Genomic DNA, 15566 nt, shown 5'->3' with positions numbered 1-15566 from the left:
CAGTTAAATCCTGATTTTGCACCAGTTTCTCGTCCCGCGATGGTGCTGCACCGGGGCCAAAAATGGTGTATCGGCGGCAGTTGCGATTCTCTCGAGATCCGCAACCGAATCCCCCTCTCGCTGAAGGCTTGGCGTGTCCGCCGCTCAACGCAGACGCATATCGACACTGGTTTTGGGCCGCGCCGCGCGCAGCCTGATGTCCAATGTCAGCGGCGTGTCGGTATCCGTATCCGGTCTATGGCCGGGCCGGGCCGACAGGCTGATCATTGCGCCGCATGATCTGCGCACCTCGGACGCCACCCGCGCGGCCGAGATCTACGCCGGACGCTTCGTCTTCGCCGGCAAGATCGTCACCTGCCACGGCCGCTCGATCTTCGACCTCGAGCCGCCGTCGGAGGACTGGGAAGTCGCCCTGCTCGGCTTCGGCTGGCTGCGGCACTTGCGCGCAGCCGACACCGCGCTGACCCGGGCCAATGCGCGCGCTCTGGTCGACGACTGGATCACCAACCAGATCGGCCGCCACCCGCTGAGCCGCCGTGCCGACGTGCTGGCGCGTCGGGTGATCTCGCTGCTGTCGCAGGCGCCGCTGGTGCTGGCCGATTCCGACGGCAAGTTCTACCGGCGCTATCTGCGCGGCCTGACCCGCGAGATCCGCTATCTGCGCTATTCGACCATCGACATTCCCGACGGCGTGCCGCGGCTGCAGGTGCTGATCGCGCTGTGCTATGCGGCGCTGTGCCTCGCCAATCAGGCCAAGCACATCCGCAACGCCAGCAAGAAACTGTCGGAGGAGCTGCAGCGCCAGATTCTGCCCGATGGTGGCCACGTGTCGCGCAACCCCGGCGCGCTGATAGAGCTGCTGATCGACCTGCTGCCGCTGCGCCAGACCTTCGCCGCCCGCAACATCGCCCCGCCGCCGGCGCTGCTCAACGCCATCGACCGGATGATGCCGATGCTGCGCTTCTTCCGGCATGGCGACGGCAACATGGCGCTGTTCAACGGCATGGGCGGTACGCCGTCCGACCTCCTGGCGACGCTGCTGGCCTATGACGACACGCACGGCACGCCGATGGCCAGCATGCCGCATTCCGGCTTCCAGCGGCTCGACGCCGGGCAGATGACCGTCATCGTCGACACCGGCGCGCCACCGCCGCCGCATCTCAGCCACGAGGCGCATGCCGGCTGCCTGGCGTTCGAGCTGTCCTCGGGCGCGAGCCGCATCGTCATCAACTGCGGCCTGCCGTCGACCAGCCGTGACAACTGGCGCACCTTCGCGCGCTCGACTGTCGCGCATTCGACGCTGACCTATCACAACACCTCGTCCTGCACCTTCGTCGAGATGTCGGCGATGAAGCGCCTGCTGCACGGCGCGCCGATCGTGTCGGGTCCGACGCGGGTGGAGAATTTCCGCGAGATCGTGCCCGACGGCACCGTGCTGTCGACCTCGCATAATGGCTATGCGGCGAAGTTCGGCCTGATCCACCGCCGGGTGCTGGTCGCCGCCGAGGACGGCGCGCGGCTCGACGGCGAGGACACGGTCACCCCGGCGCAGGGCGCGCGGCTGCGCGGCGGCGGCTCGGACTACACGCTGCGTTTCCATCTGCATCCCGCAGTGAAGGCCAGCCGCCTCAGCGACGGCCGTGGCGCCATGCTGGTGCTGCCCAACCGCGAGGTCTGGACGTTCGAGACCTTCGAGGACCGCGTGGATCTCGAGGACAGCGTCTTCCTCGCCGGCAATGACGGCCCGCGCCGGACGACGCAACTGGTGATCCGCCAGGACGCCCAGCAGGCCCCGTCGATCCGCTGGAGCTTCGTGCGTTCGTCGACGTCACCGAGCGAGACGAATGCGCGCCGGAACGCCAAGCGCGAGCCCGAGCTGCCGCTGTAGCAGCGGCGGGGCTGGACAGACCTAATCCTCGGTGTTGCGCACACGCTGCTTCCAAAAATGCCACTGCGCTCCCTCTCCCCGTTCTTCACGGCGCCGCGACGAGCTTCGCTCGCGCTGAGAGGGTCGGGGTGAGGGGCCGCGGCACGGGTAGTGCTTGGCAGGCCTCGGACGTGCGAGTCCGATGGACCTGCCATGTGGTCTCGTATGTGCCATGCCCACCCGGATTGCTGCGCAATCCAACCTCTCCCCGCGAAGGGCGGGGAGAGGCTGCACCGTCCGTGCCGGCAGAGATTGCCTCAATGATTCAGCGTACCATCGTGAGCGCGGCGGACGGCATAGCTGCGAGCTGAAACACTCCCCGTTGTCGCCCTCGCCGAAACCTGCTATGCACCCGGCTTCCGCGCGACTGGCGACTTTGGATGGAGCACCATCGGGGAGCGCGGGATTGACCGCCGTGCGCCTGGGCAACTGAACCTCCTGCACAAGGATTCTGCCCGCCATGACCAACCAGCTTCGTCCCGTTCGTCGCGCTCTGCTGTCCGTCTCCGACAAGACCCGCCTGACCGACTTCGCCCTGGCGCTCGCCGCCCGCGGCGTCGAGTTGATCTCGACCGGCGGCACCGCCAAGGCGATTGCCGAGGCGGGCCTGAAGGTGAAGGACGTCTCCGACCTCACCGGCTTCCCGGAGATGATGGACGGCCGCGTCAAGACGCTGCACCCGAAGGTGCATGGCGGCCTGCTCGCGATCCGCGGCAATGACGAGCACAGCGAGGCGATGAAGACCCACGGCATCGCGCCGATCGACCTGCTCGTCGTCAATCTCTATCCGTTCGAGGCCACCGTCGAGCGCGGCGCGCCGTTCAGCGACTGCATCGAGAACATCGACATCGGCGGCCCGGCGATGATTCGCGCGGCCTCCAAGAACCACGAGGATGTCGCCGTGGTCGTCGACGTCAACGACTACGAGGCCGTGCTCGAGGATCTCGCGCGCCACGATGGCGCGACCACGCTGCTGCTGCGGCGCCGGCTCGCCGCCAAGGCCTATGCGCGCACGGCCGCCTATGACGCCGCGATCTCGAACTGGTTCGCCGCGACCATCCAGAACGACACTCCCGATTATCGCGCCTTCGGCGGCAGGCTGATCCAGCCGCTGCGCTATGGCGAGAACCCGCATCAGCATGCGGCGTTCTACGCGCTGCCCGGCCGCCGCCCCGGCGTCGCCACCGCCCGCCAGGTGCAGGGCAAGGAGCTGTCCTACAACAACATCAACGACACCGACGCGGCCTATGAGTGCATCGCCGAGTTCGACCCGGCGCGCACCGCCGCCTGCGTCATCGTCAAGCACGCCAATCCCTGCGGCGTCGCCGAGGGGCCGGACCTGATCACGGCCTATCAGAAGGCGCTGGCCTGCGATTCGACCTCGGCGTTCGGCGGCATCATTGCGATGAACCGCAAGCTCGACACGGCCACCGCGCGCGCGATCACCGGCATCTTCACCGAGGTGATCATCGCGCCCGACGCGACTGAGGAGGCGATCGCGGTCATCGCTGCGCGCAAGAACCTGCGGCTGCTGCTCGCCGGCGCCCTGCCCGATCCGCGCGAGGCCGGCCTCACCGCCAAGACCGTCGCCGGCGGCCTCCTGGTGCAGAGCCGTGACAATGCCGTCGTCGACGACATGGCATTGAAGATCGTCACCAAGCGCGCGCCCACCGACGCCGAGCTGCGCGACCTGCGCTTCGCCTTCCGCGTCGCCAAGCATGTGAAGTCGAACACCATCGTCTACGCGAAGGATTCGGCGACCGTCGGCATCGGCGCCGGGCAAATGAGCCGTGTCGATTCCGCGCGCATCGCCGCCCGCAAGGCGCTGGATGCCGCAGCCGAGATGAAGCTCGCCGAGCCGCTGACCAAGGGCTCGGTGGTCGCCTCCGACGCGTTCTTCCCGTTCGCCGACGGCATGCTCGCCTGCATCGAGGCCGGCGCCACCGCGGTGATTCAGCCTGGCGGCTCGGTCAAGGACGATGAAGTCATCAAGGCCGCCGACGAGCACGGCATCGCGATGGTGCTGACCGGCGTGCGGCACTTCCGGCACTGATCAGGTCGTCATTGCCGGGCTTGACCCGGCAATCCATCGTCTGACAAGGCCTTGTCGAAGCGTGATGGATGCGCGGGCCTTCGCCGCGCCGAAGGGGCTACGGCCCCGCAGGCGGGTCAAGCCCGCGCATGACGGTCGGAGTTGACCCGCGCCAACAACACCAGACCCACCGCGAAGAACAGCACCAGCACGGCCATGCCGGCCTTCTGACTCGCGGTTGCCGCGGTGATGATGCCGATCAGCAGCGGGCCGATGAACGACGTCACCTTGCCCGTGAGCGCGAACAGCCCGAAATATTGCGCGACGCGCTCCTTCGGCACCATGCGGATCAGCAGCGAGCGCGAGGCCGCCTGCAGCGGTGCGCCGCAGGCGCCCATCACGCAGCCGAGCAGCAGATAGGCGCGCTCCGGCAGCGAGGCGAACAATGGCCCGCCGGGCGCAGCGGGCGCGACCGGAATGAACAGAATCGAATCGCGGCTCACCAGAAGGATCGCGATGATCGCGAGCAGCAGCAGGGTCATGCTGCCGGCGATGACGCGTTTCGGTCCGAGGAGATCATCGAGCTTGCCGCCGAGCCAGCCGCCGAGCGTGCCGGCCGCCGCGAGGATGATGCCGAAGGTGCCGATCTGGATCGTGTTCCAGCCGAAGGTGCCGGCCGCATAGATGCCGCCGAAGGCGAACAGCGACACCAGACCATCGGTGTAGATCATGTTGGCGATCAGGAAGAGCGCGACGTCGCGCTGCTGCGGCAGGCTGCGCAGCGTCTGCTTCAGCTCGCCGAGTCCCTCGCGCACCGCGGCGCCGAGCCGTTGACGCGCCGGGAAGTCCGGCGTGAACAGGAACATCGGCAGCACGAACAGGATGAACCACAGCCCGGTGAGCGGCCCGGAGATGCGGTCGCCCTCATGCGTCACGGGATCGAGCCCGAACAGCGGGGTCAGCCCGAACAAGGTGCGGCCGGTCGTTGGATTGGCCGCCATGAAACCCAGCACGAGCACCAGTGAGAGGATGCCGCCGACGTAACCCGTGGCCCAGCCGGTGCCGGACAGACGGCCGATGCGCTCGGGCGGCACCAGGGTCGGCATCATCGCATTGTTGAAGACGGTGGCGAACTCGACGCCGATGGTCGCGAGCACATAAGCCGCGAGCACTTGCGGGATCAGTTCGGGTGCGCCGGGCCGCCCGATCCACATCAGGCTGGAGCCGATCACCAGCATCGCGCCGAAGACGGCAATCCACGGCTTGCGCCGGCCGGCGGCGTCGGCGATCGCGCCGAACACCGGCGACAGCAGCGCAATCACGATACCGGCGGCCGCGGTGGCGAAGCCCCACAGCGCCTGGCCGCTCGCCGCGTCGGGCGCAACATGTGCGGCGAAATAGGGCGCGAAGATGAAGGTCGTGATCAGCGTGAAATAGGGCTGCGTGGCCCAATCGAAGAAGATCCAGCTGACCACCGCCGCTTGCCCGGGATAGCTGAGCTGGTCAGCAGCATCGGTACTCTCCATCGTGGTGATGGCCATGCCAAATCCTTCTGCGATGACGCGGACGCATTTTACCTCGGCGACGCGGCCCTATAACATCTGACGATCCCAGGCGGATGTCAGCAGCGGCAGAATTGCGATGACCCTCTTCACGATTGATCGACGACGGCTCCTCGCAGGAGCCATGCTGTTGCTGGCGGGCTGCTGGCCGGCGCATGCGCTCGATTCGCTGCCGGTCGAGATTCCCCAGCCGCCGAACGTCGCTGCCCCCGCGCAGGCTCCGGCGCATGGCATGGTCGTGGCGCAGGAGCGCATCGCGGCCGAGGTCGGCCAGCGCGTGCTCGCGCTCGGCGGCAACGCCGTCGATGCCGCGGTCGCCACCGGCTTCGCGATGGCCGTGACCTATCCTGTCGCCGGGAACATCGGTGGCGGCGGGTTCATGGTCATCCACCTCGCCAAGACCAACGAGGATGTCGCGATCGACTATCGCGAAACCGGCCCCGCGGCCATGACGCGCGACATCTTCCTCGGCGCCGACGGCAAGCCTGACAATGCGAAGTCACGCGACTCGGCGCTGTCGATCGGCGTCCCCGGTTCCGTAGCCGGCCTCGCGCTGGCGCTGGAGAAATACGGCTCGGGCAAGTTCACGCTGGCGCAGCTCGTGGCGCCGGCGATCGTGCTGGCGCGCGACGGCATTCCGGTTGCCGACGATGTCGCGGTCACGCTGCCGATGATGGCGCCGCGGCTGGCGAAATGGCCGTCCTCGGCCGCGATCTTCATCCGTCCCGACGGCACCGTGCTCAAGGAGGGCGACCGGCTGGTGCAGCGCGACCTCGCAGCGACGCTGACCGCCATCGCCGAGCAGGGGCCGCGCGGCTTCTACGAAGGACCCGTCGCCGAGAAGCTCGCCAAGGCGATCCAGGCCGCCGGCGGCATCATGACGTCGGACGATCTCAAATCCTATCAGCCGGTGCTGCGCGTGCCGGTGCGCGGCACCTATCGCGGCTATGACATCGTCTCGATGCCGCTGCCGTCCTCCGGCGGCACCGTGCTGGTCGAGATGCTGAACATTCTCGAAGGCTTCAAGCTGAACGAGCTGAAGCAGGGCTCGCCGGCCTCACTGCATCTTCTGATCGAATCGATGAAGCGCGCTTACGCCGACCGCGCCCGCTATCTCGGCGATCCCGCCTTCGTCGACGCGCCGGTGCGCGCGATGCTGTCGAAGGATTATGCAGCCCAGCAGCGCGCCGGCATCGACCCGGCCCACGCCACCAGCGCCGGCGACGTGCTCAACATCAAGCCGCTGCGCGAGGGCAGCAACACCACGCATTTCTCGGTGGTCGACAATGACGGCAATGCCGTCAGCAACACCTACACGCTGAACTTCCCCTATGGGGTCGGCTTGATCGCCGAAGGCACCGGCGTGCTGCTCAACAATGAGCTCGACGATTTCACCGCCGCGCCCGGCGCCTCCAATGCGTTCGGCCTGGTCGGCTTCGAGGCCAATCTGCCGGGGCCCGGCAAGCGGCCGCTGTCGTCGATGTCGCCGACCATCGTGCTCAAGGACGGCAAGCCGGTGCTGGTCACGGGGTCGCCCGGCGGCAGCCGCATCATCTCGACCGTGCTGCAGGTGATCGTCAACGTGCTCGACTACCAGATGGACGTGCGCCAGGCCGTCGCCGCGCCGCGGCTGCACCATCAATGGATGCCGGACGAGGTCCGGATCGAGAAGGGCTTCTCCGACGCCGTGCTCGCGGATCTGCGCGCCCGCGGCCACAAGATCGAGGAGCCGATGGGACGGACCTCCGCCAACTCGATCCTGGTGACGGCGGACGGCCTGGTCGGCGCGCCCGATCCACGCAGCAAGGGGGCGACCGCCGCCGGGCGGTGAGTCCGGTCGCTGCGTGCGGCTGCCTGGTTCCTTGCTTGGTCTTGTGCCCGGAGGACGATTTGCCGCCGTCGGCCGGGCGCGTTCCATCGCGTCCCTCCGTTGGCGAGGTGCCTGAGCCGGGCTAGAACACGTCCGGGGCGCGGCGTCGCTCGCCCATGAGACGATGTCAGGCGTTCTGGTGAACTTGCGCAGATTTTCAGTTGGGCTCTTGGTGTTCGCGGGTCTGCTGGTGGCGGGTTGGCTCACCTATCGGCCTGATCGCGCGTTGCGCTCCGCCACGACCGCCGTCGCCGAGATGATCTGCGCCAAGACCTTCGTCTCCGGCCTGGACCCGCAGACCACCTTTGCCGAGACCATGGAGCGGCCCGGCCTGAGGCGGTTGCGTGCGGTGATGCGCTACAGGGTCGAGCCCGAGATGCGGGCCGTCGACGCCTCGCTGCTCGGGCTGCATGCGAGCCGCGCATCCTATCATGACGGCCTCGGCTGCGTCTCGCTGCAGGGCCAGAAGCCGCCTTACGTGCCGCACAGCGACGTCAGCGCGCTGCGCGCCGCCGGCCCGGCGCCGGCCCTCCCCAATTTCGCGGACGTGAACCCGGTCGAGCCGGCCGACCCAGCTCTCAAGGCCGCGCTCGACCAGGCGTTCGAGGAGCCGGCGGGTCCGCCACTCCGGCGGACCAAGGCCGTCGTCGTCATCAAGGACGGCCGGCTGATTGCGGAACGCTATGCGCCCGGCATCGGCGTCGAGACGCCGCTGATGGGTTTCTCGATGACCAAGACGGTCACCAACGCGCTGCTCGGCATTCTGACCCGGCAGGGCAAGCTCGGCCCATCGATCCCGGCGCCGGTCGCGGAATGGCGAGGTCCCTCGGACGGCCGGCGCGAGATCACCGTCGAGCAGCTGATGCGCATGACATCAGGGCTGGCGCTGGACGAGACCAATTCGGGCTTCGATGCGTCGAGCCAGATGGCGATCCACCGCGACATGGCGGCCTTCGCCGTCCATGCGCCGCTGATCGCGCCGCCCGGCCAACGCTGGGCCTATTCGAGCGCGTCGACGCAGATCCTGGCCAGGATCATCCGCGATGCCGCGGGAGGTCCGGAGCAGACCATCGAGCTCGCCTGGCGCGAGCTGTTCAACCCGCTCGGCATGCGCAGCGCGACGCTGCAATATGACGGCACCGGCACGATGCAGGGCCACGCCAACATGCTGGCAAGCGCGCGTGACTGGGCGAGGCTCGGGCTGCTCTATCTCGGCGACGGCGTCGTCGGCGACCGGCGCATCCTGCCGGAGGGCTGGGTGGCGATGTCGGCGACCGCGACGCTCGACACCGACTATGGCGCAGGCCTCTGGACCAATCGCAGCCGGCACGCTCATGCGCTGGGGCGGGCGCGCGCCGGCATCCCCGCGGATGCGTTCTTCGCCTTCGGGCTGCTCGGCCAGCGGATCGTGATGATGCCGAGCCAGCACATGGTGGTGGTCAGGCTCGGCGATTCCATCGATCCGGACGGCGACATCAAGGGCGTCGCCCGGCTGGTGCGCGAGGTGATCGCGGCAACCGAGGCGCCGGCCACGGCCGCCAAGTAGATCCTCAGCGGCCGATCTCGTAGGGCCCGCCCTTCTCCAGCGCGATCTTGTAGGCCGGCCGCGCCTCGATGCGGGCGAGCCAGTCCATCGCGCGCGGATGGCCCTGCTCCAGCCCGCCGCGCGCGGCAGCCGCCTGCAACGGGAAGCTCATCTGGATGTCGGCGGCGGTGAACGCGTTGCCGGCGAACCAGTCGCTCTTTTGCAGCTCGCTCTCCCAGAACGCCATGTGCTGCTTCAGCTGCGGATTGACCAAGGTGGTCAGCGCCTGGCTCGACACCTTGCGCACGATCGGACGCAGCAGCGCCGGCGCCCGCTTCGGCATGATGTTGAACAGCAGCTTCAGCAGCAGCAGCGGCATGGCCGAGCCCTCGGCGTAATGCAGCCAATACGAATAGCGCAGCCGCTCCGGTGTCTTCGGCGGCGGGATCAGCCGTCCATTGCCGTAGGTCTCGACGAGATATTCGACGATGGCGCCGGATTCGGCGACCGTGTTGCCGTTGTCGGTGATGACGGGCGACTTGCCGAGCGGATGAATAGCGCGCAGCTCCTTCGGAGCGCGCATGTCGGGTTGGCGCTCGTAGCGGATGATTTCGTAGGGCACCCCGAGCTCCTCGAGCAGCCAGAGCACGCGTTGCGAGCGGGAATTGTTGAGGTGGTGAACGGTGAGCATGACGTCCCCGAAAAGGCCGATCGAGTGGTGGGCGCTGTTCCGTAGCAGGACAGAACGGGTTCGGCGAGGCGCCCGGCCGCGGCGAATGATGTCGAAATATTCACCCGGGTAATATTGACATTTATTTTTATCCGGGTCTTATTAGCCCCTCACGACAGGATTGACGGACATGGATACCTACACCGCTTTTGCCGGCCATGATCGAATCGCGGCGGGACCGCTGCCGAAGGTGGCGCTGGCCCTGAAGCACGCGCCGGCCAACGCGGCGCCGGTGATCATCTTCAGCGACCGCTCCGGGCGGCCGATCGACCTCGATCTGCGCGGCAGCGACCGGGAGATTCTGGCGAGGCTTGCCGGCGGCCCCGCGATGCCGGCGGAGCCTGCGCCCAGCGAGCCTCGCGGGCGCGGGCGGCCCCGCCTCGGCGTCGTCGCCCGCGAGGTGACCTTGCTGCCGGAACATTGGGAATGGTTGAGCGCGCAACCCGGCGGCGCCTCGGTCGCGCTGCGCAAGCTCGTCCACGAGGCCCGCCGCGCCAGCGGCGACAAGGACCGCGTCCGTGAGGCGCGCGATGCGGCCTATCATTTCATGTCGACGATGGCCGGCAACCTGCCGAATTTCGAGGAGGCGGCGCGCGCGCTGTTCGCGGACGATCTCAATCGCGTCACGGCTTTGATCGTAGACTGGCCCGCCGATATCCGCGACCATGCGATGGCGCTCGCCCACCGCCACCGCATCGATTGAGATCTGTTTATTTCGATAAGCCAACGGGAGCAGCCGTTCGTGCGCGCTCCCGTCCTATTCCTTCCAACGCGAGCCGCTGCCTTCGTTCGAAGCACGGCCGACGGATTCATGCCGTGTCAACGCCCGCTCCCCTGCGCAAGCCGTTCCTGATGTTTCTCGCGCCGATGATGCTGAGCAACATCCTGCAATCCCTGTTCGGCACCATCAACAACGTCTATCTCGGCCAGATGATCGGCGTCGACGCGCTCGCCGCGGTGTCGGTGTTCTTTCCGGCGATGTTCTTCTTCGTCGCCTTCGTGATGGGGCTCGGCTCCGGCGCGAGCGTGCTGATCGGCCAGGCCTGGGGCGCCAAGGAGCCCGGCAAGGTGAAGGCGATCGCCGGCACGACGTTGACGATCACTCTGCTGCTCGCCGGACTGATCGCCATCGGCGGCCTCTACAGCCGCGAGCTGCTGACGGCGCTCGCAACGCCCGCCAACATCATCGATGCCGCCTCCGGCTATGCGCGCATCATGATGCTGACGATGCCGCTGACGTTCGCCTACATCATGTTGTCGTCGCAGATGCGCGCCGTCGGCGACACCGTGACGCCGCTTGCCGCGCTGGCTGCATCGACGGTGCTCGGGCTGGTGCTGACCCCGATGTTCATCCGCGGCTGGTTCGGCATGCCGCAGCTCGGCGTCGCCAGCGCCGCCTGGGCGTCGGCGGCGTCGACCCTGATCACGCTGACATCGCTCCACCTCTATCTGCGCCGGCGCAAGCATCCGCTGGCGATCGATGCGACGTTCATCCGAGGCATGCGACCCGATCCGACGCTGCTGCGCGTCGTGCTGCGGCTCGGCATTCCCGCGGCGATCGGCATGATCGTGATGTCGCTGGCAGAGATGGTTCTGATCGGGCTCGTCAACGGCTTCGGCTCGGATGCGACGGCGGCCTATGGCGCGGTCAACCAGGTGCTCGGCTACGTGCAGTTTCCCGCGCTCTCGATCGCGATCTCGGTGTCGATCTTCGGCGCCCAGGCGATCGGCCGCGGCCATGCCGAGCAGATCGGCCGCATCGTCCGCACCGGGATCGAGATGAACGTCGTGCTGACCGGCGGCCTGGTCGCGATCGGCTATCTGTTCTCGCGGACACTGATGGGCTTCTTCATCACCGACCCCGCCGTCATCGAGGTGGCGCAGCGCTCGCTGCACATCGTGCTGTGGAGCTCGGTGCTGTTCGGCATGTCCACCACCTTCTCGGCGGCGATGCGCGCGTCGGGGACGGTGTGGATGCCGCTCGCGATCTCCGCGTTCTGCATCGCGGTGATCGAGGTGCCCGCGGCGACGTGGCTCAGCCGCAGCATCGGGCTCGACGGCGTCTGGTGGGCCTATCCGATCACCTTCACGGCCATGGCGCTGCTGCAGATGAGCTTCTATCTCCTGGTCTGGCGCAAGCGCACGGTGCAAAGGATGATCTGAGACACGTCGCGCATCGTCCGCCCTCCGCAATATGACGATCATCATAAAGCCCTGGACGCCAAGGGCGACCCGGGTCACAATGCGCAAAACGTTTCGAGGAGACCGCCCGTGAGCCGACCCGCACCGGAGTTCATGTTCGATTTCGGCAGCCCGAATGCCTTTCTCAGCCATCAGGCGATCCCGGCGATCGAAAAGCGCATCGGCGTGCAGTTCTTCTACGTGCCGGTGCTGCTCGGCGGCATCTTCAAGGCGACCAACAACAAGTCTCCGGCAGAGTCGCTCGCCGGCATCAAGAACAAGCGCGAGTTCCACGAGATCGAGACGCAACGCTTCCTCAAGCGCTTCCACGTGCAGCCCTGGGTCTGGAACCCGAACTTTCCGGTCAACACGCTGAACCTGATGCGCGCGGCGATCGCAGCCCAGCTCGAAGGCGTGTTCGAGAAATATGTCGACGCGGCCTTCCATCACATGTGGCGCGAGCCGAAGAAGATGGATGATCCGGACGTAGCGATCGCGGCTATCAATTCCTCCGGGCTCGACGGCGCCAGACTGTTCGCGCGCGCCCAGGAGCCGGAGGTGAAGGCGAAGCTGGTCGAGAACACCCAACGCGCGGTCGAGCGCGGCGCATTCGGCTCGCCGACCTTCTTCGTCGGAAACGAGATGTTCTTCGGCAAGGAGCAGCTGCGCGACGTCGAGGACTACATCCTCGGCAGGTAAATGCCGCCATTGCGAGCGAAGCGAAGCAATCGAGGGCGACGCTCACGACTGTGGATTGCTCGCTTCGTTCGCAATGACGACGTGGTGAGAACGGAGACCCCCGCATGCAACAGCGCAACGCCACCGTGGCCGTCATCGGCGCCGGCGACTATATCGGCGCCGAGATCGTCAAGAAATTCGCCTCCGAAGGGTTTACGGTGTTCGCCGGCCGCCGCAATGGCGACAAGCTCGCGCCTCTCGTGGCGGAGGTCGAGGCGGCCGGCGGCCGGATCGTGGCCCGCTCGCTCGATGCGCGGAAGGAGGAGGAGACCACCGCCTTCCTCAACGACGCCGACACGCACGCGCCGCTGGAGGTCGTGATCTTCAACGTCGGCGCCAACGTCAACTTCCCGATCCTCGAGACTACCGACCGCGTCTTCCGCAAGGTCTGGGAGATGGCCTGCTGGGCCGGCTTCGTCGCCGGACGCGAGGCGGCCCGGCTGATGCTGCCGCGCGGCGGCGGCAAGATCTTCTTCACCGGCGCCACGGCATCGCTGCGTGGCGGCTCCGGCTTCGCCGCCTTCGCCTCCGCCAAGTTCGGCCTGCGCGCGGTGGCGCAGTCGATGGCGCGGGAGTTGATGCCGCAGAACATCCATGTCGCCCACCTCATCATCGATTCCGGCGTCGACACGGCGTGGGTGCGCGAGCGCCGCGCCCAGCTCTGGGGCCAGGAGGCGCTGGACAATCCCGACCTGCTGATGCCGCCGGCCTCAGTGGCCGGCGCCTATTGGCAGCTCTACCAGCAGCCGAGGAGCGCCTGGACCTTCGAGATGGAGATCCGGCCGTTCGGCGAGAAGTGGTAGGGGCGAATGGCGAATAGGGAATGGAGCCCATCCCTATTCGCCACTCGCCATTCGCTACTCGCTTCGGCATGATGCGCGCCGCTCACAGAGGGATCCACCCATGCGTATTCTCGTCGTCGGCGCCGGCGCGATCGGCGGCTATTTCGGCGGCCGGCTGCTGCAGTCCGGCACTGATGTCACCTTCCTGGTCCGCCCGAGGCGCGCTGCAGAGCTCGCCAGCGCCGGCCTCGTGATCCGCAGCCCGTCTGGCGACGTCACCTTGCCGAATCCACCGACCGTCCAGGCCGACGGCCTGAAAGAGCATTTCGATGTCGTGCTGCTCAGCTGCAAGGCGTTCGATCTCGACGATGCGATTGCGTCGTTCGCGCCGGCCGTCGGCCCGAACACCGCGATCATTCCGCTGCTCAACGGCATGAAGCACCTCGACGTGCTCGATGCCAGGTTCGGCCGCGCGCGCGTGCTCGGCGGTCTCTGTGCGATCGCAGCCACGTTGAATGAGAGCCGCGAGGTCGTGCAGTTGCAGCCGATGCAGTCGCTGAACTTCGGCGAGCGCGACGGGAGCTCGTCGGAGCGCGTCCGAGCCATCTTCGACATCTTCCAGCGCGGCAATTTCAATGCCTCGGCCAGCGACCACATCATGCAGGACATGTGGGAGAAGTGGGTGTTCCTGGCATCGCTGGCGGCGTCCACGACGCTGATGCGCGCGCCGGTCGGCGTCATCCTGACCGCGCCCGGAGGCAAGGACTTCCTGCTCGGCATGCTCGACGAATGCAGCGCCGTGGCGGCGGCTGCGGGATATCCGCCGGCGGGCGCCTTCTTCCAGCGCGTCTCCGGCCTGATCACGGCGGAGGGATCGCCGATGACCGCCTCGATGTTCCGCGACCTCCGCGCCGGCCTGCCGGTCGAGGCCGACCATGTCATCGGCGATCTCGTCGCGCGCGCCGATGCCGCCAAGGTGCCCGTGCCGCGCTTGAGGATTTCCTACACGCAGCTGAAGGTGTACGAGGCGCAGCGGGGGAAGTAGCCGCAAAGCCGACGAGGCAAGGTCCCGCTACGCATTCCGCCGTCGTCCCAGCCTTGAGCCGGGACCCATACGCCGCAGCGGTCGTGATGCAGGCAACTGCCAGCGAAGTCCCTCGATAGATTCCGCGGTATGGGTCCCGGATCGGCGTCCGCCGCCGCGTTGCGTCGGCAGACTTGTCCGGGACGACACCTGTTGTAGAAGCTGCCCCCTGAACTACAAATGCGCCAGATAATGTGCGAGCGCCGTGATCTCCTCCGCGCTCAGCGGATACGCCACGTCCGTCATCGCGGCCTGGCTGCCGCCGACGCGCTGGCCGCTCTTGTAGTCGTGCAGGGCCTTGACGAGATATTCCTCGCGCTGGCCGGCAACGCGGGCCACGCCCTTGGTGCCGGCATAGCTGTCCAGATGGCATGAGGCGCAGCGGCGGCCGGCGGCGGCTTCCGCGCCTTTCTTCGACAAGTCCGGATCGTTGTCGGGCGGCGCCTTGGCCGGCTGCAGCGAGGCGAAATAGGCGCCGAGATTGCGGATGTCCTCGTTGCTGAGCTGATCGACGATCGGCTTCATCGCTTCGTTCTTGCGGGTGCCGGCGCGGAAGAACACCAGCTGCCACTGGATGAACTGATCCTGCTGGCCGGCGAGCGAAGGAATATTCTCGGTCTGCGAGATGCCATTCTCGCCGTGACAGCCGGCGCAGACCTCCGCCTTTGCCTTGCCCGCCTCGATATCCGCCGCCTCGGCCGGAACACTCAGCAGCGCAAGCGCGAGCAGACCGGCAACTCCATGACGCATGTCTCGTCCTCCCATGTCACCACGGCCATGCACCGCAGCGCCATCCTTGCGCAGTCGCGGACCGATCGTCGAACAACGCGCATGCCGCAAAATAGTTGGGGCTGCGGCCGCCATGATGGCGACGCGCAGCCCCGCTTTGGTCAAAGGCTCACTTCTTCTCGTAGCTGATGCGATAGATCGCACCCGCCCAGTCGTCGGCCACCAGGATCGAGCCGTCCTTGGCCAGGATGATGTCGTCGGGACGGCCGAGATAGCCCTGGTCGCCCTCGATGAAGCCGGAGGCGAACACCTCCTGCTTGGCGTCCTTGCCGTCGGGCCCGACGATGACGCGCATGATGCGGGCACCCTGGTACTTGTGGCGGTTCCAGGAGCCGTGCTCGGCGAT

The 15566-nt window shown here is 67.3% G+C and carries 12 protein-coding genes, 1 pseudogene and 1 riboswitch; of the genes and pseudogenes, 9 read left to right on the top strand and 4 right to left on the bottom strand.

Annotation, left to right across the window (positions count from 1 at the left end; genetic code table 11):
- Positions 1-196 precede the first annotated feature (196 nt).
- Both NLR35_RS32140 and purH read left to right on the top strand, forming a co-directional pair.
- Positions 197-1888, top strand: coding sequence for a heparinase II/III family protein (locus NLR35_RS32140; RefSeq protein ID WP_257170562.1), 1692 nt, complete (start codon positions 197-199; stop codon positions 1886-1888).
- 392 nt (positions 1889-2280) lie between these two features.
- Positions 2281-2361, top strand: a riboswitch (ZMP/ZTP riboswitch).
- 26 nt (positions 2362-2387) lie between these two features.
- The gene (gene purH, locus NLR35_RS32135) at positions 2388-3980 is read left to right on the top strand and encodes a bifunctional phosphoribosylaminoimidazolecarboxamide formyltransferase/IMP cyclohydrolase (protein WP_257170561.1); all 1593 of its coding nucleotides are present in this window, start codon (positions 2388-2390) and stop codon (positions 3978-3980) included.
- Positions 3981-4096: 116 nt separating this feature from the next.
- Here the strand turns inward: purH and NLR35_RS32130 are convergent, their stop codons facing one another.
- Entirely contained in the window at positions 4097-5500 is a 1404-nt protein-coding gene (locus NLR35_RS32130) for an MFS transporter (RefSeq protein ID WP_257170560.1), read from the bottom strand.
- A 145-nt stretch (positions 5501-5645) separates the two neighbouring features.
- On the opposite strand from NLR35_RS32130, the gene ggt reads away from it, so the two are divergent.
- Together ggt and NLR35_RS32120 are read left to right on the top strand one after the other, a co-directional pair.
- Positions 5646-7352 (top strand): gamma-glutamyltransferase, encoded by a 1707-nt coding sequence (gene ggt / locus NLR35_RS32125; RefSeq protein ID WP_257170559.1) that lies wholly within the window; start codon positions 5646-5648, stop codon positions 7350-7352.
- A 163-nt stretch (positions 7353-7515) separates the two neighbouring features.
- Positions 7516-8937, top strand: a complete 1422-nt coding sequence (locus NLR35_RS32120; RefSeq protein WP_257170558.1) for a serine hydrolase — start codon at positions 7516-7518, stop codon at positions 8935-8937.
- 4 nt (positions 8938-8941) lie between these two features.
- On the opposite strand, the gene NLR35_RS32115 is transcribed toward NLR35_RS32120, so the two are convergent.
- Entirely contained in the window at positions 8942-9607 is a 666-nt protein-coding gene (locus NLR35_RS32115; RefSeq protein WP_257170557.1) for a glutathione S-transferase family protein, read from the bottom strand.
- Positions 9608-9776: 169 nt separating this feature from the next.
- On the opposite strand from NLR35_RS32115, the gene NLR35_RS32110 reads away from it, so the two are divergent.
- From NLR35_RS32110 to panE, 5 genes are all read left to right on the top strand, one after another.
- Positions 9777-10349, top strand: coding sequence for a DUF2239 family protein (locus tag NLR35_RS32110; RefSeq protein WP_257170556.1), 573 nt, complete (start codon positions 9777-9779; stop codon positions 10347-10349).
- Between the two features lie 113 nt (positions 10350-10462).
- Positions 10463-11809: an MATE family efflux transporter gene (locus NLR35_RS32105; RefSeq protein ID WP_257170555.1), complete on the top strand. Its 1347-nt coding sequence runs from the start codon at positions 10463-10465 to the stop codon at positions 11807-11809.
- A 108-nt stretch (positions 11810-11917) separates the two neighbouring features.
- Positions 11918-12526 carry a 2-hydroxychromene-2-carboxylate isomerase gene (locus NLR35_RS32100; RefSeq protein WP_257170554.1) on the top strand — a complete coding sequence of 203 codons (609 nt, stop codon included), beginning with the start codon at positions 11918-11920 and terminating at the stop codon, positions 12524-12526.
- Between the two features lie 104 nt (positions 12527-12630).
- Positions 12631-13368 carry an SDR family oxidoreductase gene (locus NLR35_RS32095; RefSeq protein ID WP_257170553.1) on the top strand — a complete coding sequence of 246 codons (738 nt, stop codon included), beginning with the start codon at positions 12631-12633 and terminating at the stop codon, positions 13366-13368.
- 100 nt (positions 13369-13468) lie between these two features.
- The gene (gene panE, locus NLR35_RS32090; protein WP_257170552.1) at positions 13469-14392 is read left to right on the top strand and encodes a 2-dehydropantoate 2-reductase; all 924 of its coding nucleotides are present in this window, start codon (positions 13469-13471) and stop codon (positions 14390-14392) included.
- A gap of 213 nt (positions 14393-14605) precedes the next feature.
- Here the strand turns inward: panE and NLR35_RS32085 are convergent, their stop codons facing one another.
- A complete protein-coding gene (locus NLR35_RS32085) occupies positions 14606-15181 on the bottom strand; it encodes a cytochrome c (RefSeq protein ID WP_257170551.1) in 576 nt (191 codons plus the stop codon).
- 148 nt (positions 15182-15329) lie between these two features.
- Positions 15330-15566 (bottom strand): annotated as a pseudogene (locus NLR35_RS32080) (sorbosone dehydrogenase family protein); the annotation flags it as partial.

It is taken from the genome of Bradyrhizobium sp. SRS-191, assembly GCF_024586915.1.
In the GTDB taxonomy this organism is placed as follows: Bacteria; Pseudomonadota; Alphaproteobacteria; order Rhizobiales; family Xanthobacteraceae; genus Bradyrhizobium.
This window is presented reverse-complemented; position numbering and strand designations above follow the sequence as displayed.

Coding starts and splice junctions, on each gene's coding strand:
- NLR35_RS32115 (WP_257170557.1), bottom strand. CDS start 9,607: ATGCTCACCGTTCACCACCTCAACAATTCCCGCTCGCAACGCGTGCTC.
- NLR35_RS32085 (WP_257170551.1), bottom strand. CDS start 15,181: ATGCGTCATGGAGTTGCCGGTCTGCTCGCGCTTGCGCTGCTGAGTGTT.
- NLR35_RS32110 (WP_257170556.1), top strand. CDS start 9,777: ATGGATACCTACACCGCTTTTGCCGGCCATGATCGAATCGCGGCGGGA.
- panE (WP_257170552.1), top strand. CDS start 13,469: ATGCGTATTCTCGTCGTCGGCGCCGGCGCGATCGGCGGCTATTTCGGC.
- ggt (WP_257170559.1), top strand. CDS start 5,646: ATGCTGTTGCTGGCGGGCTGCTGGCCGGCGCATGCGCTCGATTCGCTG.
- NLR35_RS32095 (WP_257170553.1), top strand. CDS start 12,631: ATGCAACAGCGCAACGCCACCGTGGCCGTCATCGGCGCCGGCGACTAT.
- purH (WP_257170561.1), top strand. CDS start 2,388: ATGACCAACCAGCTTCGTCCCGTTCGTCGCGCTCTGCTGTCCGTCTCC.
- NLR35_RS32130 (WP_257170560.1), bottom strand. CDS start 5,500: ATGGCCATCACCACGATGGAGAGTACCGATGCTGCTGACCAGCTCAGC.
- NLR35_RS32120 (WP_257170558.1), top strand. CDS start 7,516: ATGTCAGGCGTTCTGGTGAACTTGCGCAGATTTTCAGTTGGGCTCTTG.
- NLR35_RS32140 (WP_257170562.1), top strand. CDS start 197: ATGTCCAATGTCAGCGGCGTGTCGGTATCCGTATCCGGTCTATGGCCG.